The 17,646-nt window shown below is 64.9% G+C and carries 17 protein-coding genes; 6 read left to right on the forward strand and 11 right to left on the reverse strand.

Annotated features, from left to right (window positions below):
* Positions 1–15: 15 nt before the first annotated feature.
* The gene (locus I2456_RS13035) at positions 16–594 is read right to left on the reverse strand and encodes a TetR/AcrR family transcriptional regulator (RefSeq protein WP_085074140.1); all 579 of its coding nucleotides are present in this window, start codon (positions 592–594) and stop codon (positions 16–18) included.
* Between the two features lie 119 nt (positions 595–713).
* Between I2456_RS13035 and I2456_RS13040 the strand changes: the two genes are divergently transcribed.
* Positions 714–1,268: a class I SAM-dependent methyltransferase gene (locus tag I2456_RS13040; RefSeq protein WP_085074139.1), complete on the forward strand. Its 555-nt coding sequence runs from the start codon at positions 714–716 to the stop codon at positions 1,266–1,268.
* On the opposite strand, the gene I2456_RS13045 is transcribed toward I2456_RS13040, so the two are convergent.
* Positions 1,261–2,637: a DEAD/DEAH box helicase gene (locus tag I2456_RS13045; RefSeq protein WP_085074138.1), complete on the reverse strand. Its 1,377-nt coding sequence runs from the start codon at positions 2,635–2,637 to the stop codon at positions 1,261–1,263. The two genes, I2456_RS13040 and I2456_RS13045, sit on opposite strands and share 8 nt — an antisense overlap.
* A gap of 408 nt (positions 2,638–3,045) precedes the next feature.
* On the opposite strand from I2456_RS13045, the gene I2456_RS13050 reads away from it, so the two are divergent.
* Positions 3,046–3,894 carry an enoyl-CoA hydratase-related protein gene (locus I2456_RS13050; RefSeq protein WP_085074137.1) on the forward strand — a complete coding sequence of 283 codons (849 nt, stop codon included), beginning with the start codon at positions 3,046–3,048 and terminating at the stop codon, positions 3,892–3,894.
* Between the two features lie 64 nt (positions 3,895–3,958).
* Here the strand turns inward: I2456_RS13050 and I2456_RS13055 are convergent, their stop codons facing one another.
* From I2456_RS13055 to I2456_RS13090, 8 genes are all read right to left on the reverse strand, one after another.
* Entirely contained in the window at positions 3,959–5,656 is a 1,698-nt protein-coding gene (locus I2456_RS13055; RefSeq protein WP_085074136.1) for an FAD-binding protein, read from the reverse strand.
* The gene (locus tag I2456_RS13060) at positions 5,653–7,041 is read right to left on the reverse strand and encodes an aromatic ring-hydroxylating oxygenase subunit alpha (RefSeq protein WP_085074135.1); all 1,389 of its coding nucleotides are present in this window, start codon (positions 7,039–7,041) and stop codon (positions 5,653–5,655) included. Before I2456_RS13060 ends, I2456_RS13055 begins: the two co-directional genes overlap by 4 nt.
* Positions 7,042–7,066: 25 nt before the next feature.
* On the reverse strand, positions 7,067–8,602 hold the full coding sequence (locus I2456_RS13065) for an acyl-CoA synthetase (RefSeq protein WP_085074134.1): 1,536 nt from the start codon (positions 8,600–8,602) through the stop codon (positions 7,067–7,069).
* A 28-nt stretch (positions 8,603–8,630) separates the two neighbouring features.
* On the reverse strand, positions 8,631–9,506 hold the full coding sequence (locus I2456_RS13070; RefSeq protein WP_085074133.1) for an enoyl-CoA hydratase-related protein: 876 nt from the start codon (positions 9,504–9,506) through the stop codon (positions 8,631–8,633).
* A gap of 16 nt (positions 9,507–9,522) precedes the next feature.
* The gene (locus I2456_RS13075) at positions 9,523–9,759 is read right to left on the reverse strand and encodes a biotin/lipoyl-containing protein (protein WP_068027404.1); all 237 of its coding nucleotides are present in this window, start codon (positions 9,757–9,759) and stop codon (positions 9,523–9,525) included.
* Positions 9,752–10,750: an alpha-ketoacid dehydrogenase subunit beta gene (locus tag I2456_RS13080; protein ID WP_068156260.1), complete on the reverse strand. Its 999-nt coding sequence runs from the start codon at positions 10,748–10,750 to the stop codon at positions 9,752–9,754. Before I2456_RS13080 ends, I2456_RS13075 begins: the two co-directional genes overlap by 8 nt.
* 13 nt (positions 10,751–10,763) lie before the next feature.
* Positions 10,764–11,702, reverse strand: coding sequence for a thiamine pyrophosphate-dependent dehydrogenase E1 component subunit alpha (locus I2456_RS13085; protein WP_085074168.1), 939 nt, complete (start codon positions 11,700–11,702; stop codon positions 10,764–10,766).
* Between the two features lie 102 nt (positions 11,703–11,804).
* Positions 11,805–12,680 carry a mycofactocin-coupled SDR family oxidoreductase gene (locus I2456_RS13090; protein ID WP_068027411.1) on the reverse strand — a complete coding sequence of 292 codons (876 nt, stop codon included), beginning with the start codon at positions 12,678–12,680 and terminating at the stop codon, positions 11,805–11,807.
* A gap of 271 nt (positions 12,681–12,951) precedes the next feature.
* Between I2456_RS13090 and I2456_RS13095 the strand changes: the two genes are divergently transcribed.
* Entirely contained in the window at positions 12,952–14,172 is a 1,221-nt protein-coding gene (locus tag I2456_RS13095) for a CaiB/BaiF CoA transferase family protein (RefSeq protein WP_085074132.1), read from the forward strand.
* Positions 14,173–14,366: 194 nt separating this feature from the next.
* Positions 14,367–14,660 carry an ANTAR domain-containing protein gene (locus tag I2456_RS13100; RefSeq protein WP_068027418.1) on the forward strand — a complete coding sequence of 98 codons (294 nt, stop codon included), beginning with the start codon at positions 14,367–14,369 and terminating at the stop codon, positions 14,658–14,660.
* Between the two features lie 12 nt (positions 14,661–14,672).
* Here I2456_RS13100 and I2456_RS13105 read toward each other — a convergent pair whose 3' ends face one another.
* Positions 14,673–15,419, reverse strand: a complete 747-nt coding sequence (locus tag I2456_RS13105; protein WP_085074131.1) for an IclR family transcriptional regulator — start codon at positions 15,417–15,419, stop codon at positions 14,673–14,675.
* Positions 15,420–15,486: 67 nt separating this feature from the next.
* Between I2456_RS13105 and I2456_RS13110 the strand changes: the two genes are divergently transcribed.
* Both I2456_RS13110 and I2456_RS13115 read left to right on the forward strand, forming a co-directional pair.
* The gene (locus I2456_RS13110; RefSeq protein WP_085074130.1) at positions 15,487–16,830 is read left to right on the forward strand and encodes an FAD-binding oxidoreductase; all 1,344 of its coding nucleotides are present in this window, start codon (positions 15,487–15,489) and stop codon (positions 16,828–16,830) included.
* A complete protein-coding gene (locus I2456_RS13115) occupies positions 16,827–17,633 on the forward strand; it encodes a DAPG hydrolase family protein (RefSeq protein ID WP_085074129.1) in 807 nt (268 codons plus the stop codon). The genes I2456_RS13110 and I2456_RS13115 overlap by 4 nt, the downstream gene beginning before the upstream one ends.
* The last annotated feature ends 13 nt before the right edge of the window (positions 17,634–17,646 follow it).

Here is a 17,646-nt window from a genome sequence, read left to right on the forward strand (position 1 = left end):
CAGCGGGACAGCGCGTTACGCCACCGATGCACCCAGAATGAGGTTGACCGCGTCGTCGAGTTGCCCCGCGATCTCCTGGTAGGTCAGGTACCGCGCCATCATCAAAGCGCCGAAAAGGGTCATCTGCAGCGTTGACTTCACCGCCCGCGGCCAGCCCGGCCCGAGTGCCGCCCCGATACGGCGCGACACTTCCTCGCCGATCTGCTCCCGCAGCGGTGTGACGGCCGGATCGTCTGCCATCAGCGCCGCGGCGCAGGCCGCCGTCAGCTCCGGCTCGTCGGCCACCACCAAAGCCATGTCACGCAAGGTGGCGCTGACTCGGGTCTTGGTGGTGTCGTTAGTGTCGGTATGCAGTGGGCGGTCGCGCAGCAGGTCCAAGTACACGGCGGCCACCAACGCGCTCTTGGACGGGAAGTAGGTGTAGGCGCTTGCCGGTGACACACCGGCGCGGGACGCCACCGCACGCACGGTCAGGTTGGCGTACGACGATTCGCGCAATTCCCGCAGGCCCGCGTCGAGAACCTTCCGGATGGTCTGACCGGGCCGGCGATCCGACCGGCGTGCCGACTCCGTGCCGTCCGCTTCGCTAGACACCCGTCCAGTGTAAGGGTCCGGCCGATCCCGGCGGGCGGGGCCGTTCGGGGATGTCGGGTGGTGCCGTCCCCAGAATTGCGGACAGCTGTCCAAAAGCTGATGGCCTTAGGGTAGCGGCTATGACGCAAGAAGACCGTCGGCGTTGGGACCAGCGCTATGCCCGCTCGGGGCCACCGGCGGGTGCGGTTGAGCCGCCAGCCTTCTTGGCCGCCCATGCCGACCGGGTGCCCACTGCGGGGCAGGCTCTTGACCTGGCCTGCGGTCAGGGCCACGCGTCGGTGTGGCTGGCCCGCCGCGGCCTCAACGTCGTCGGACTGGACGTTTCCGCCGTGGCCATCGATCAGGCGCGAAAACTGGCCCGTGACAATGCAGTTGATGATCGCTGCCGCTTCTGCGTCGTAGACCTGGACGACGGTCTGCCGCCCGGGTCACCGGCGGCGATGATCGTGTGCAATTTGTTCCGGGATCGACGCCTCGATCGCGCAGTCATCGGCCGCCTGGCACCCGGTGGGGTACTGGCCATCGCGGCACTGAGCCAAGTGGGTGGGCGCCCCGGACCGTTTCGGGCCGTACCCGGCGAATTACCCGCCGCCTTCGCCGAACTCGAAATTCTCGCGACCCACGAAGCAGACGGTCGGGCGTGGCTGCTGGCGCGTGCGCCTGGCCTCAGTTAGCCCGCGGTTCGCGTTGATCGACGGCGTTGGGTGGTCCGTGGCGAACCGGTCGTGCGGCGCTCGACCGTTTCACCGTGCCCGTACCCGCGATCGGCGTTGGCAGTCGATCGCGGCTGCCGCCGCGATTCCGGCGGCCGCCGGCCGACGACGGGCGCACCTGCCGAGCCGGTGCGGGTGGGGGTGTCGGTGCGGGCGCCCGGTATGGCGCGACCTCACCCACGAGTTCTTGCACGGCGGCCGAGTCGGCAGCCACCCGCTGAGGGGTCACCCGAATACCGGCAGTGCGCATCAGAGCTTGAGCCTGCGCGCGCTGCTCGGGGAGCACCACAGTGACGACGTCTCCAGCGTTTCCGGCTCGAGCCGTGCGGCCAGAGCGATGGAGATAGGACTTGTGCTCCATCGGCGGATCGATGTGCACCACCAGTTCGACGTCGTCGACGTGCACGCCGCGCGCGGCGATATCGGTCGCCACCAATACCCGTGCCTCGCCCGTGGCGAATCTCGCCAGGTTGCGATCCCGGGCGGGCTGAGACAGATTGCCGTGCAGGTCAACTGACGGCACCCCCGCATCGGTGAGCTGCTTGGCAAGCTTGCGTGCTTGATGTTTGGTGCGCAGGAACAGAATTCGGCGACCGGTGCCCGAGGCCAGCCGGTGCACCAGCTCCTTTTTGGCTTCCGCACTGGCGACATGGAAGACATGGTGCGTCATCTCCGAGACGGGCGAATTGGCCTCGTCGACGGAATGCAGTACTTCGTTGCGCATGAATCGCTTGACGAGTTTGTCCACGCCGTTGTCCAGCGTGGCGGAGAACAGCAGCCGCTGTCCGCTCGCCGGTGTTGCGGCAAGGATGCGCGTGACGCCGGGCAGAAAGCCGAGATCGGCCATGTGATCGGCTTCGTCGAGCACGGTGACCTCGACCGCGTCGAGACTGATCAGCCGCTGCTGCATGAGATCTTCCAGGCGCCCGGGGCAGGCGACCACGATGTCGACGCCGGACTTGAGGGCCGAAACCTGGCGGGCTTGCGACACGCCACCGAAGATGGTGGTCACGCGCATATCGTGGGCGGCGGCCAACGGCTCCAAGGTCGCCGTGATCTGAGTTGCCAATTCGCGGGTGGGAGCCAGCACCAGGCCCGACGGGCGCGACAAAACACGCGTGCGCCCAGACAGTCCATTTATCAACGGGATTGCAAAGGCCAGCGTCTTGCCGCTGCCGGTTTTCCCGCGGCCAAGGACATCACGACCGGCGAGGGCGTCGGGGAGGGTCGCGACCTGAATCGGAAACGGATGTGTGATGCCGCGCTCAGTCAGCGATGCAACGATCGGCGCGGAGACGCCGAGGTCGGCGAAGGTTGTGGGGGTATTCATTTGGTGCCTTTCAGGCATGGGTGCCCGGTCCGCGGCGGAACGGCCCGCGGCCTGGGTACGAACTGGCGAGATTGCCGGAGGGCAAAATCGATCGCCGCAAGACATGCTTGTGCAGGTTGCACGTGTCATCTGAGCTGGGTGCTCGCCTGCCGAATGCGGGCGGGCAACACTGGATAACCAAGCGTTCCACGACGGTTGCTGGCATCACCTACCGGTAGCCAACATTGCTGTCAGCCTACCGCACTTGTTCGGCGAACGATCAATCGGCGGCGTCAGGAGCAGATGACGCGCCGGCACCGGCACCATCGGGTGCCGGAATTTCGTGTCACGGCAAGCGATACCGCCAGCCGGCAAAGCACCTGAGACAAGTAGGGCTTCGTTACGCCTGCGTCCGGTAATGTAACGCGAATGGAGCGGCGTGTGCTCGAAGCGATCATCTACGAACGCGAACCGCCGATTGCGCGGATCATCTTGAATCGCGTCGACAAAGCCAATACCAAAGACGCGGTTCTGGTCACCGAAGTCGATAACTGCCTGCACGAGGCGGACCGCGACAAGGACATCAAGGTCGTCATCCTCAAGGCCAATGGCAAGGGTTTCTGCGGTGGACACGTTGCTCGCTGGGGACCGGACGAAAACCCCTACCCGGACTTCGGCAGCACCTTCGAGGACCTGTACAAAGGCACCGCCGACTTGTTCTTGTGGCCGACGTTGTACCTGTGGGAATTTCCGAAGCCGACGATCTCCCAAATCCACGGTTACTGCATGGGCGGCGGAATCTATCTGGGCCTGTTGACCGACTTCTGCGTGGCATCCGACGACGCGTATTTCCAGATGCCGCTTGCCCAAAGCCTCGGCGAACCTGGTGGGCACACCATGATCGAGCCGTGGCTGTTGATGAATTGGCACCGCACCATGGACTGGTTGTTGTTGGCGCCGACGTTGTCGGCGCAACAAGCCCTGGAATGGGGCCTGCTCAATCGGGTGGTGCCGCGAGAAGACCTCGAGGACACCGTGGAGGAGATGGCGAGCAAGATCGCGCAGATCCCGCTGACCACACTGATGGCGGTGAAGAACAACGTCAAGCGTGCCTGGGAGCTGATGGGCATGCGGGTGCACCTGCAGGTCAGCCACATCCTGACGAACATGGTCGGCGCGGCTTCCGACGTGCAGGCGCGCCGGGCGGAGCTCATGCAATCGGGAATGAAACCGCGTGATTTCATCGGCCGCGACGAATCCGACGCGCCGCCAACGTGACGCTGGCCTCACGTTGGCCGCCGAACGTGCAGCTGCCTTCACGTTCGGCCGGGTAGTCGCGCGGCTAGCGGCTCATCTCGCCGGCGACCTTGCGTCCCGCGGCGTGTCGGGCGGCGACATACCCGAACACCATTGAGCTGGCGATGCTGGCACCCGCGCCCGGGTACGTCCGGCCCATCACCGTCGCGGTGGTGTTCCCGGTGGCATACAGACCTTCGATGACCCGGTCTTGCTCGTCGAGAACCTGCGCGTGCTCGTTGGTGATCACCCCACCGCACGTCCCGACATCGGCGGGGAAGACTCTGGTTGCGTAATAGGGCGCACGGTCCAGCGGGCCTACGGCGGCGTTGGGCTTATACCCCGGATCGCCGAGACAGTCGTTGTACGCCGACTGGCCACGACCGAAGTCCGGATCGAGACCCTTCGCCGAAAACTGGTTGAACCGCTGCACCGTGCGGACCAATTCCTCGGCGGGAAGGTCGATCTGGCGGGCCAGCTCCGCGATGCTGTTGGCCCGCTTCACCGCGCCGCTCTCGACCAGCTCGGGAGGAAGGTGCTGACGATTGAGCGGGTTGGTCCCCGACACGTACCGGCGTACGTACCCGTCGTCGAAGATCATCCAGCAGGGCACCGCCTTGTTGGCGTACATGGCCTTGCCGACTTCGACGTAGGAGTTCGACTCGTTGCAGAACCGCCGGCCGGTCGAGTCGACGTAGATGGCCCCTGGCCGTTGCCGTCCTGACCCCAGCGAAGCGGCAGCCGCCCCGCCGTTGGCGATGAAAACCGATGGCAGCCACCATGCTTCGTCCAACAGATCGGTCTTGGCGCCCAGCCGCATCGCCGTCTGCAGAACTTCACCGGTGTCTCCGGCGTTCGCGATGGACCATTGACCTTCGTTGGGTTGGTCCCCGCTGTACTGCCGGCGCATCTCCGGATTGTGGCCGAACCCACCGGCAGCCAACAGGACACCCTTGCGGGCCTCGACATTCTCCGGCCTGCCGTCACGGATGATGCGGGCCCCGACAACCCTGCCGTCTTCGACGATCAGGTCGTCCATGGCGGCATTCGTCCACAGCGGCGGTTGCCCGTCACCGAGGTCGATCAGCACCTTGAGCATCTGGCCGATCAGTGACGCGCCGTTGGTGAGGACTTGACGCCGCGCCACCCGGGCGGCGTTGGTGCGCGCGAATACCTTCGCGGCGACGGCGAACGCGCGTGGTGAGCGGTTGTAGTACTGCACGGAACGCAATTCGTTGGTCAACACCACATAGCCGTAGTTCTTGGCCAGCGACGGTTGCACCTTGTCGCTCCATGGGCCCAGTTCGGCGGCGTCGAAGGGAATGCCTTCCACGGCGCGGCCGAACTCATTGCCGCCCTTGTGGTTCGGGTAGTAGTCGCTCCAGCCGGCGCAGCGGATCAAGCGAACGCCTTTGCGGAGCAGGAAATTGATCATCTCGTAACCGGCGGTGAGGAACATCTCCCGGCGGGCCGGCGACGATGCCGCACCGATGTCACCGACCACGTCAGCCAGGTAAGCCAGGCCGTCCTCGTGCGAGTCGGTGACGCCGTCGGCACGCATCAAGGGGTTGTTGGGTATCCAGACGATTCCGCCGGACAGACCGGTCGAGCCGCCTACCAGCGCCTGCTTTTCGACGATCAACGGTTTGAGTCCGCAGTCCAGTGCGGCCAAGCCGGCCACCATGCCACCTCCGCCGCTACCGGCGATGACCAGATCGACGGAGCGGTCCCACTCGGTAGTCATCGCGCCTCCAAGGTGTCTGACGTGAAGCCGAGGTCGGCGATCGGCACGTCGATGGTGGTATTGGTCTTCTGGATGGCCGGCAGTAACGAGTCGTAGGGCAAGCCGGCCAGGAATCCGTCGATGACGCGCTCGAAGTTGGAGATCAGCCCTTCGATCTGGTCGGACAACCGCATGAACTCAAAGCCCTTGGAGTGCAGCCCTTTCTGCTGTCGGGGCAGGTTGGAGAAGTCCTGGGCGGGAATCGGCGGCCACCGTGGGTCATCGGGCGCCATCGGCTCCGGAGGCGTGGGGCGACCCGCCGAGAGATCGGAGGGAAAGCGGGTCAAAGACCAGATTTCGAACAGCGTCTCTTCTGGTCCCAGCGGCCGGATCCGGTACGACGAGGCGCTGCTGTAGGTGGGCAAGATGAAGTGGTGGGGGAAGCCGAATCCGATGGCGTCGGTGATCTTTCGCCGCACCAAATCGTTGAGGTCGGGCATGTCACTGCCCCGGGCCCGATGCCAGTTGACGACGGCGTCATTGAGGGTGCGCTTCCAGGCGGCCATTGCCTCGGCCGGATCCGACGGCAAGTCGATGTTCTGCAGGCCCTCGGCGATGCGGATGTCGTTTTCGTGGGTCATTCCACCCATGCCGTCGCCCAGCGTCCGCATGAAATACAAGCTGCTCTGGATGATCGGGTGCACCGCTGCGGCGCTGCCGGTCTGCGCCGAGGGCAACAGTTGGGGATGGGTTTGGGGCACGTGGTAGCCCTCCATGAAGGCCGCCGTCGCCAACTTCCAGTTCACCGGGAGCCGGCACGATTGCCACCATTCGGTGCGCAGGTTCTCCACTTTCCACGCGTCGTAGATGGAGGCGAACGGCTCCAGCCAGTCGCGTAACGCCGGGGCGTCGTCGTCGAGGTTGATCCACGCGCAGCCACCCCACAGCTCGCACCGCACGGAGACCAATTGCAGCTCGTCCGGGGACAGATTGTCCTCGGCGAACACCTCCGGACGCAGCACGAAGGTGCTTCGACCGTCGATACCCCAGCACCAACCGTGGAACGGGCAGACGAAGGTGCGCCGGGAACCGTTGCCCTCCACCAACTTCACGCCCCGATGGCGGCAGGCGTTGTGGTAAGCCCGCACGGTGTGGCTGTCGGTGCGCACCACAATGATGGACTGGTCGAGGATTTCGTACTCGACGAAGTCACCGGTCTTGGGTATCTCTTCCAGGCGGCACGCCATCTGCCACACGCGCGGCCAGAACATCTCGTTCTCCAGCGCGTAGAACTCCGGGTCGTAATAGCGCTGCTTGGGGATTCGGTCCGGGGTTTGCACCGCCCAGGGCACCGGCAGCGGTGTCCAGTTGGCGTCGGTCCGTACCGAACCCATGTCTAGGGCCATGTCGTCATCCCTCTTCGCTCGTCACTCACACTATCCGGGACACCCGCCCCTGCCAGTAGCGCTCCCGGATACGCCGCTTGTACAGTTTGCCGTTCGGGTCTCGCGGTAACTGCGGGTCGAATTCGATTGTGCGAGGGCACTTGTAGGTCGCCAGCTTGCTTCGGCAGTAGGCGATCAGTTCGGCCTCGAGATCCGCCCCGACCGTGACATCGGCGGCCGGTTGCACGACCGCCTTGACCTCCTCGCCGAATTCGTCGTTGGGTACGCCGAACACGGCTGCATCCACCAGTTTCGGGTGCATGATCAGAAGGTTCTCGACCTCCTGCGGATAGATGTTGACCCCGCCGGAGACGATCATGAAGGTCGACCGGTCGGTCAGGTAGAGGTAGCCGTCGGCGTCGACGTAGCCCATGTCGCCCAGGGAGCGCCAGCCGTGCTCGTTGTAGACCGATGCCGTCTTGGCCGGATCCTTGAAGTACTCGAAGTCCGGCCCCCCTTCGAAGTACAACTCCCCGGACTGCCCGACGGGCAGCTCGTTGCCGTCGTCGCCGACGACGTGGACCTTGGACATGGGTATGCCGACCGAGCCTGGGTGAGCCAGCCACTCTTCTGGGCCGATCACGGTGCCCGCGAATCCTTCTGTGCCACCGTAGTATTCATGGATGATCGGCCCGAACCAGTCCATCATGCGGTGCTTGACGTCGACCGGGCAGGGTGCGGCGGCGTGAATCACGCACCGCAAACTCGACACGTCGTAACGCCGGCGCACCGCTTCGGGAAGTTTGAGCATGCGGACGAACATCGTCGGCACGAATTGAGCGTGTGTGACGCCATGGGTCTCGATCAACTGCAGTACGGTTTCGGCGTCGAACTTGGGCATCAGGACGCAAGTGGCGCCGACCCGGTGCACGGCCATGGTGTAGTTGACCCCCGCGGCGTGGTAGAGCGGCGCGGGGGACAGGTACACACTGGAGCTGTCCATGCCGTAGCGGTGAATCAACGCCATCTCGAGCACCGACTGCGCCCAGGAACCGTTGCCGTCAGCAGGAAGCGGTCGGCGAACGGCCTTGGGCCGGCCGGTGGTTCCCGAGGAGTAGAGCATCTCGGACCCGTCGGACAGTGCCGGCGGGTCGCCCGCGACGGGCAGCGCGTCCTCATAGGAGACCCAGCCCGGCCAACCGCCCCCGACCGCCACATGGACGTCGACGCCCGTGTTGACCTCGCGGACATGCGCCGCGAGGTCGGCCATCGAAGCGTCGATGAAGACCACTCTGGCGTCGGAGTCGTCGATGACGTAGGCGACTTCCGCATCGGTGAAATGGGTGTTGACGGCGGTGTAGTAAAGACCCGAAAGCTGGCATCCCCAAGTGATTTCCAGGAACTCAGGGCGGTTGGGCAACACCAGGGCAACGCCGTCGCCGCGCCGCAACCCGGCGTCGTGCAAAAAGGCCGCCACGCGTTGACTGCGGGCATACAACTCGCCGAACGATATCGTGTGGCCCCCGGGCAGGAGCAAAGCCGGCGACGCCGCAGCTGTGATCGCGTGATCGGCGATGTTCACAACAGCACCCCTGGTTCGCTGGGCAGCCTCAAGTGGCCGTGGCGCCGTCGGTCGACGCGGCGGCGGCGGCGGCTTGCCGGCGCGCCTGCTCGGACGGCAGCACCTTGTCCTTGAAGACCTGCTGGATAAGTTCCTGGACGTCCTTGCTGATCGAGGCGAGGGCGACCAGGTCGTTGGAGCTCTGCCAGTGCACTCGCATGCCCATCAGCTCCCAGGCACGCTTCAGGTTGGCCTTGGTGGCCAGCAGCGTCGTCATCGGCGCCTGCGCGATATGGCGGGCGATGGCGTCCACGCGGGCGTCCAGCTGATCGCGCGGAACCACCTCGTTGACCAGACCCACTTCGAGCGCCTTCTTGGCGTCGATGACTTCGGCCAGGAACAGGTAGTACGCGGCGCGCCGCCAGTTCATGAAAACCCATGGCTCGATGGAGCATTCGCCGGACGGCATGCCGAATCCCTGCAGCGGCGGGTAGGAGAAGTAGGCGTCCTCGGCGGCGATGACGATGTCGGTGGTCAGGCCCATGTGGGTGCCGCCCCCTACGCAATAGCCGTGCACCTGGGCAATGGTGGGCTTGGAGAACTCCCACAGGTTCAGCGTCGGCTTGACGAACAGGTCGCTCTGCGGCTTCCAGGGATGGCCCATCTTCATAGCGCCTTCGACGAACGCCGGATAATCGACGGCGTTGTTGCCGATGGCGTGGCCGGAACAGAAGCCCTTGCCGTTGGCCTTGAGGACGAGCACCTTGATGTCGTAGTCACGGTCCGCATCCAGCAGAGCGGCGTCGACTTCTTCGGCCAGTTTCTGATCCTGCGCGTTGGCCTTCTCCGGCCAGTTGAGCGTGATCTTGGCGATCGGACCTTCTTTTTGGTAGATGATTCTTTCGCGGGTCTCGTTGAGGTCCATACGTCCAGCCTTTCGTTTAGGAAGTGATGACGCCGATTTCGGCGCCGATGTCGTAAGTGGTCCCGATCTGACCCGTCCATTGCACGGTGCCCGACGCGCCGGCCTCGATCTCTTGTTCCACTTTCTCGGTGGCGATCACGTAGATCGGCGTGCCCTCTTCGACGTGTTCGCCGGCGTCAACCAGCAGGTCGGTGAGTTCGGCCTCCGAGACCGCGACGGAGACTCGCGGAATGCGAATGATGAACTCACCCATGCACTTCCGCTTTCTCCAAGGTGCGTTGCGCGGCTGCCACGATGCGTGCGGGGGAGGGGAACACCTGCGCTTCGAGCGCCGCGGCGGCAGGATTCGGAACAAACCTGGCGCCCACCCGTTCGACGGGTGCGGCGAGTTCACCGAACAATTCGGATTGCAAGATGGCGGCGATCTCGGCACCGGGCCCGCCGAACACAACCGCGTCGTGGACGATCACCACTCGCCGGGTGCGGCGCGCGGATTCGACGATGGTCTCGACGTCCAGCGGCAGGAGCGTGCGCAGGTCGACGACCTCAGCGTTCACGTTTTGGTCGGCCAGAGTGGCCGCTGCCGCCAGTGCGTCGTGCACGCTACGGCCGTAACTGATCAGGGTGACATCGGTGCCGGGCCGCTTGATATCGGCCTTACCCAAGGGTATCGAGAAGTTCGGGTCGACGGGCACCGGTCCCTTTCTGCTCTGCAGGCGGACGGTTTCGACGAACAGGCAAGGATCCTCGTCGAAGATGGCGGCGCTGAGCAATCCTTTGCCGTCGCGCGGAGTCGAAGGCACGATCACCTTCATCCCCGGAATGTGCATGAACCATGCCTCCAGGCTCTGCGAATGGGTGGCGCCGGTGGCCAACCCGCCGTACACCTGGGTGCGGATGGTGATCGGAGCGCTGGTCCGGCCCGCGGTCATGAAACGCAGCTTGGCGGCGTTGTTGATCAGTTGGTCCGCGGCGATTCCGATGAAGTCCATGATCATGATCTCCGCGACGGGCAACAGGCCGTCGATCGCCGCACCGATGGCCGCACCGACAATCGCGGCCTCGGAGATCGGGGTGTCCAGGACCCGCTCGTGCCCATACTTCGTCGACAGCCCGGCGGTGGGCCCGGTGGCGCCCGGGTCGGCGATGTCCTCGCCGAGCAGGAACACCCGCTCGTCGGCCTGCAGCGCTTGATCGAGCGCGAGGTTCAGCGCCTCGCGCATCGTCATCTCTTTTTCTTCCATCAATGCGGCTTCCTCACACGGGGAACTTGATCGCGGTCGCGTACACGTCGTGGTCGAGTTCATCGCTCGACGGGGAGTCCGCGCTGATTACCGATTTCAGCGCCGCTTCCACCGTGTCGAGGGCTTGCTGTTCGATGCGGTCGAGTTCGTTGTCGTCGCAGATGCCGGCGTCGGCGAGGTGGGCGCGGAATCGCGGCACCGGGTCGGCCGAGACCGCGGCCGCCAGTTGCTCTTTGGGTATATAGGGCATCCGGTCGCCGAAGTAGTGGCCGCGGAAGCGAAACGTCACGCACTCCAGCAACGTCGGGCCACCGCCGCTGCGCGCTCGATCCAGCGCCTCGTCCAGGGCAGCCTTGACCGCCAGCGGATCATTACCGTCGACGCGGACACCCGGCATGCCGTAGCCGGCGGCGCGGTCGGCGACGTGCTCGAGTTTCATCGTGTCGGCGGTCGGTGTCATTTCCGCGTAGAGGTTGTTCTGGCAGACGAACACCAGTGGTAGGTCCCACAGCGCGGCCATGTTCGCCGCCTCATGGAATGAGCCGGTGTTCGTGGCTCCGTCACCGAAGCTGACCACGGTGACGCGGTCGAGACCTTTACGCTGGCCCGCCATCGCCAGCCCGACCGCCACCGGCGGTCCGGCTCCGACGATTCCGGTCGAGAGCATGACACCCACTTCCGGTTTGGCGATGTGCATGGTGCCGCCCTTGCCGCGCGCGGCGCCCACCGTGCGGCCCATCATCTCGCCGTAGATCTCCTCCAAGGGAACACCTTTTCCGATGAGGTCGTGCAGTCCCCGGTAGGTCGTCACCAACTGGTCGTCAGGCCGCAACGACACACCCATGGCGGCGGCGATGGCTTCCTGGCCCCGCGACGGCCAGTACACGCACATAAACTCTCCGGTGCTGATGCCCTTGGACAGCCGGTCGTCGGCTGCCTTCATCAGCGTCATCAGCTCGTAGAGACGGCGCTCAGTCTGCGCTGACTGGCCGTTCGAGTCGCTCACTGCATCCTCCAGGTTCGTTGCGCGCCAGCCACGTTGGCGCCGGCGTCGTCACGCTCCCGACCACGGCCTCACTTTGAGGAAGCCGCCGGCATCCACCCGCAATTGCTGGCCGGTGATATACCGCGCGGCGTCGGACGCGAGAAACAGCACGGCCTCGCTGATGTCCTCGGGCTCCACATAGGGGACGGGCATCGCCTGCACCAAGGGGAAGATGGGCTCGGCGTCTTCCCGAGTCGGGTTCTGCAGATCGGGACGGAAGGCCCGGTACATGGGAGCGCTGTGCAACATGTCGGTGTTGACATTGGTCGGGTGCACCGCGTTCATCCGTATGGAAAACGATGCCAGTGATCGGGCGAAATCGTTAACGTAGTGCGCCGCAGCGATCTTCGCGAAGGCGTAACCGGCGCCGCCGGGGCCACCGTCGATGCCGCTGGTGTTCATCGACGACATGAAAGCGGCGTTGGACCCGATGACGATGATCGATGCCCCCGCTTGCAGATGCTTGAGACTGGCGTGGACCAGGTTGAGGACCCCGACCAGGTCGACGTCGACCGCGTCAGCGAACGCCTGTGGTGGCAACCCGGCGGTCAGCGGACAGATGCCGGCGTTCGCGACCACGATGTCGAGATGGCCGAACTCGGCAACGCCGTCGTCGATGGCCGCGGACAGGGCCGCCCGGTCGCGAACGTCAGCGATCGCGGTGAACACCCGTTGGCCCTCTTTCTCGACCAAGCGCGCGGTCTCGTCGAGATCCTCTGGCCGCGCCAGTGGGTACTCGTTGGTCTCGATGTCGGCGCACAGATCGACCGCGATGATGTCGGCGCCCTCGGCGGCCAGCAGCCTCGCATGCGAGCGGCCCTGACCGCGCGCGGCTCCGCTGATCACCGCTACTTTCCCAGCTACTCGGCCCTTTTCCAGGCTCATCGGCCGCCCCTTAGTCCGGTACCTACACCACCCGAGCCTCGTTGAGGCTCACAGCTATTCAGCATTCGCGAACCCGATTGGCACCGAACCGCGCACGCCGGGCAGTGAGCCCATGGCGGGCGGCAACGTTCGGGATTGGACCAATGGTCGGCTCCATCGCATCTCTTCCACGGATCACTGCGCATGGCTGCAGCCGGGCTGTCAATATCCCCTAGACTAGCTAGAATATCTAAAATAGCAAGAAATGGTCCGGCGACCGAGGAGGTTGGCCATGTCAGGGGTGCTCAGCGGAGTCCGAGTCGTCGAACTGGCGTCGTGGACGTACGTGCCATCGGCCGGTGTGGCCCTGTCGGATTGGGGCGCCGACGTGATCAAGGTGGAGGGTGTCACGACCGGCGACCCTGGCCGGGCGCTGGTTGTCGGCGGCTTCACCCGAGAGGCGGCCCGCGTGGATGCCGACTTCATTCTCGAGCTGGGCAACCGCGGCAAGCGCAGCATCGCGATCGACATCAAGACCGAGAAGGGCCGGGAGTTGTTCGGCCGGCTGTTGGCGTCTGCGGATGTCTTCCTCACCAACTGGCTGCCGGGCGCGCTGGAACGGGCCCGTTTGACAGTGGCCGACATTCGGTCGTTCAACCCCAACATCATCATCGCCCGGGGCACCGGCCTCGGGGTCCGCGGGCCAGATCGCAACCGCGGCGGCTTCGACGCCGCCACTTACCTGGCACGAGGCGGAGTGGCGTACACACTGACCCCGTTCGGAACCGAGAACCCGGCAGTGCAGGGTCCCGCCTTCGGCGACCTGCAGGGTGGGGCGACGCTAGCCGGCGGAGTCTGTGCCGCGCTGTTCCACCGGGAACGCACGGGTGAGGCGACCATCGTCGACTCTTCGTTGCTGGCTCAGGCGATGTGGGCGATTGCGCCGTCGATTTCCGCCGCCGACTTCTTCAACATCGACGGCATCCCGGGTGCACCGCCCGGCCTGGCCATCAATCCACTGGTCAATCGGTACAAGACCAAGGACAACAGGTGGATCCAGCTGGTCTTCCTGCAACCGGACAAATTCTGGGTCGGCTTCTGTCACCGGGTGGGCCTGCCCGAGCTGGCCACCGACGAGCGGTTCGTGCCCTCGAGCAATCTGATCGCGAACGCGGCTGAAGCGACGGAGATCTTCGCCAAAGCCTTTGCAGCGCAAGACCTTGCCCATTGGCAGAAGGTTCTCGAAGACGAACCCGGAGTGTGGGGGGCGCTGGCCACGCCGCGGGAAACGCTCAATGACCCGCAGGTCGAGCCGAACGGATATGTCATCACCAATGTCGACGACAACGGTGAAAAGTATCGACTGGTGGCCGCTCCCGTGCAGTTCAACGAAACCCCACCGGCCCCCGCGCGCGCTCCCGAACACGGCCAGCACACCGAAGAAATACTGCTCGAGCTTGACGTGGACTGGGACGACATCGAGCGCGCGAAGGACGCCAGAGCCATTATGTGATCGAGTCTTGGGCCACGACTACACCAGAGGCGTACTGGGACAGCCGGTTTTTCCGGTCCCAACACGGTTACGGGCCCATATCGATAGCGGCGACAGTATGGCGCTTGCCCCACGTTGCACAAATCATGGCACAGGGCGCCATCGGGCTTTGGAGTCGGCGCGCCCGCAGTTGGCTGGCAGGAGGAATCTACAGCATGACGTCGAACTGGGTGACCACCCAGGTTTCGTGCGGCCCGAATTCCGGCCGCATCCTGGACACCGCGCGCGGCATTCTGATCGGTCTACGTCGCTGCTCATCGGAATCCGCCTTCGAAGAATTGTTCAATGCGGCACAACGTCACAACGTGCCGGTGTTCGCAATGGCTTGGGCGCTGCTTCATTTAGCGGGCGGCTCGGGACAGCACACACCCAGCTTCATGGAGGCACAATCCGCGGCACGTCGGGAATGGGGCGAACTGTTCACCCGTACCGCAGTGCCCGCCTGCTGATCCGCAGCCGCCTTAGCGGGTCCACGCCGGTGAGTCCGCGGCAACGTGCAACGCGGCGAGAATCTGCTGCTCCTTCTCGGCGAAGCGTTCGGTAGGTGTCGGCACCGAAATCGCGATGATGTTGTCACCGACTGCGCGTCGCGCGATGGCGGCCGCGGAAATTCCGGGAGTGTGCTCGTCGCGGTCGAAAGCGATTCCGCTCGAACGGATCTCGGCGATCTCGCGGCGCAGGCTATCGGCCGTCGCGGGCTCTAAGCGGGACAGCAGCGCACCGGCGTCGATGTCGTTCAGCGCCGCCAGGGCGGCCTTGCCGTTAGCGGTGTCATGCACCGGAAACCGGACCCCGACGGCCGACACCGCACGCAGTCGGTGGGAAGACTCGACCTGGTCGATGAACAGCATGCGCTGACCTCGCAGTACCGACAGGTCGACGGTCTCTCCATCGGTCGCCGCAGCGACCCGCTCGATGGTGGGCCGGAACAGCGCCGCGATGTGAGCGCCGGTGGCGCTGCCGAGGCTGAGCAAGCGTTCCCCGAGGGAATACCTGCCGGCCGCATCGACGCTTACCAGACCGACCTCGGTCAGGCCTACCAGCAATCGCCGCGCGGTGGACTTGGCCAGCCCCAGGCGCTCACCGAGGTCGACCAGGCGAAGATTGCCCGGCTCGGCGGCGATCTCGTCCAGCGCCGCGGCGGCGCGCCGCAACACCTGGATGCCCTCGTCGCGATTGGTCGATGATTTTCGTTCCCCCGGCGGCACACGTCCACTATAGTGAACCGCACTGCGGACCTAGAAGGGCCGCAGAGTGGATCAAGGAAGGCGTCCGATGAGCGCTCTGCCGGCTGGTCGACATTTTTTTCGCGGTGATGACGGGTATGAAGCGGTGCGGCGCGGCACGGTCTGGAATCAGCGGGTGCCCGAGCGTTACCCCGAGGTCATCGTTCAGGCGGCCGACGTCGAGGACGTCGTGGCCGCCCTTCGGTACGCCAACGGACACGGGCTCAAGGTCAACATTCGTTCAGGTGGCCACAGCTGGGCGGCCAACCATCTGCAAGACGGGGCGCTGCTGCTTGACGTCAACCGAATCAACCATGCCCGGATCGACGCCCAACAGGGGATCGCCGTGGTTGGACCGGGCAAGGGCGGCAGCATTCTGCTCGGCGAGCTCGAAGCGCAGAACCTGTTCTTTCCGGCCGGCCACTGCAAAGGTGTCTGTGTCGGAGGCTATCTCCTGCAAGGCGGATACGGCTGGAACAGCCGCGTCTGGGGGCTTGCCTGTGAAACCGTCATCGGTCTTGACGTCGTCACCGCAACCGGCGAGCAGATCTATTGCGACGCCGACAATTACGCCGATCTGTACTGGGCCGCGCGGGGGGCCGGCCCCGGCTTCTTCGGGGTCGTGACATCGTTTCACCTCAAACTGTTCCCCCGCCCGCCTGCCTGCGGGACCAGCGTGTATGTCTATCCCATCGAATGCGCCGACGAGATCTACACGTGGGCCCGCACCGTCAGCGCCGAGGTAGACCGTCGAGTCGAAATGCAGATCGTCGCCAGTCGAAGCGTCCCCAGCATGGGGTTGGACAGCCCGGCCATCGTCTTCGCCTCACCGGCCTTCGCGGATTCCGACGAAGAAGCAGAGGCCGCGTTGGCCATCTTCGAGACCGTGCCGGTCATCGACCAGGCGCTCGTCAAAGTTCCTTACCTGCCAACGGATATGCCAACGTGGTACGACGCGGTGATGAGCAACTACCTCTCCGACTATCGCTACTCCGCGGACAACATGTGGACGTCGGCACCTGCAGAAGAGCTGTTACCGGGAATCCGCAACATCATCGATACGATCCCGGACCACCCGTCGCACTTCCTCTGGCTGAACTGGGGTCCGTCGCCCACCCGCCCGGACATGGCCTACAGCATCGAAGACGAGATCTATCTGGCCCTCTACGGTGCGTGGAAGGACGCCGACGACGACGCCCGTTATGGTGACTGGGCCAGATCCAACATGGCGGCAATGTCGCACCTAGCGACCGGAATTCAGCTTGCCGACGAAAATCTGGGCCAGCGCCCCGCGCGGTTCGCCAGCGACGAGGCAATGCGCCGGCTGGACAAGATCCGCGCCGCCTACGATCCCGACGGCTTGTTCAACAGCTGGATGGGGCGGCTTGGATGACCGCCGCGTATCTGGGTTACCGCGCCGAGGATGCCAACACCGGGTTCGGCAAGTTCTTCAATCCCGAAATGGCGAGTCTGCCAACGCATGTCGTCGATGCGCTGCATCACGGCCCCCAAGCCGGCGAGGCTCTGTTGGCGTTTGCCGACGCGGCAACCGTCGCCGACGAGGGCTATCAACAGACCGAGAACGGTTACGGAATCCTCGAAGACGGCAGCATGCAGGTATCGGTGCGCACGGATATGCCCGAGGTCACTCCTGCCATGTGGTCGTGGTGGTTCGGCTGGCACGGCAGTGACACCCGCCGATACAAGCTGTGGCATCCCAGGGCGCACCTGAGTGCGCAGTGGAAGGACGGCGATGACGGCGAGCGGCGAGGCGCACAGCGCTATATCGGCCGTTGGTCGATGATCAGCGAATACATCGGATCCACAAGGCTGCGCGCCGCAATACAATTCGTGCCGCCGTCGACCATGGGCTTACCGGCCGACCGCGATGACGCGGTGTCGATCTGTGCGCGGCTGGGCTCCGGCGATGCACCGGTGGACGCGGGCTGGTTCGTGCACCATGTGCGGTCGACGCCCAACGGATCGGAGATGCGGTCGCGATTCTGGATGGGTGGACCACATATTGCCGTACGCAACGCCCCCGACGTGGCCTCCAAGGCGGTGCGGCCCATCGCCGCCAAAGTGCTGGGTGTCTCCGAGGCCACGGCTCGCAACCTGCTGGTGCACTGTGCGCAGGAGATGAATCACCTCGCCGGGTTCCTCCCGCGACTCCATGTGCTCTTCGGGGACGATTAGGCCAGTCAGTCTC

Origin of the sequence: Mycobacterium kubicae (genome assembly GCF_015689175.1) — a bacterium.
GTDB classification, from domain to species: Bacteria; Actinomycetota; Actinomycetes; order Mycobacteriales; family Mycobacteriaceae; genus Mycobacterium; species Mycobacterium kubicae.

Coding starts and splice junctions, on each gene's coding strand:
- I2456_RS13095 (WP_085074132.1), top strand. CDS start 12,952: ATGTCAGGGGTGCTCAGCGGAGTCCGAGTCGTCGAACTGGCGTCGTGG.
- I2456_RS13060 (WP_085074135.1), bottom strand. CDS start 7,041: ATGGCCCTAGACATGGGTTCGGTACGGACCGACGCCAACTGGACACCG.
- I2456_RS13075 (WP_068027404.1), bottom strand. CDS start 9,759: ATGGGTGAGTTCATCATTCGCATTCCGCGAGTCTCCGTCGCGGTCTCG.
- I2456_RS13080 (WP_068156260.1), bottom strand. CDS start 10,750: ATGGAAGAAAAAGAGATGACGATGCGCGAGGCGCTGAACCTCGCGCTC.
- I2456_RS13070 (WP_085074133.1), bottom strand. CDS start 9,506: ATGGACCTCAACGAGACCCGCGAAAGAATCATCTACCAAAAAGAAGGT.
- I2456_RS13040 (WP_085074139.1), top strand. CDS start 714: ATGACGCAAGAAGACCGTCGGCGTTGGGACCAGCGCTATGCCCGCTCG.
- I2456_RS13110 (WP_085074130.1), top strand. CDS start 15,487: ATGAGCGCTCTGCCGGCTGGTCGACATTTTTTTCGCGGTGATGACGGG.
- I2456_RS13115 (WP_085074129.1), top strand. CDS start 16,827: ATGACCGCCGCGTATCTGGGTTACCGCGCCGAGGATGCCAACACCGGG.
- I2456_RS13090 (WP_068027411.1), bottom strand. CDS start 12,680: ATGAGCCTGGAAAAGGGCCGAGTAGCTGGGAAAGTAGCGGTGATCAGC.
- I2456_RS13055 (WP_085074136.1), bottom strand. CDS start 5,656: ATGACTACCGAGTGGGACCGCTCCGTCGATCTGGTCATCGCCGGTAGC.
- I2456_RS13045 (WP_085074138.1), bottom strand. CDS start 2,637: ATGAATACCCCCACAACCTTCGCCGACCTCGGCGTCTCCGCGCCGATC.
- I2456_RS13050 (WP_085074137.1), top strand. CDS start 3,046: ATGGAGCGGCGTGTGCTCGAAGCGATCATCTACGAACGCGAACCGCCG.
- I2456_RS13085 (WP_085074168.1), bottom strand. CDS start 11,702: ATGACGCTGATGAAGGCAGCCGACGACCGGCTGTCCAAGGGCATCAGC.
- I2456_RS13100 (WP_068027418.1), top strand. CDS start 14,367: ATGACGTCGAACTGGGTGACCACCCAGGTTTCGTGCGGCCCGAATTCC.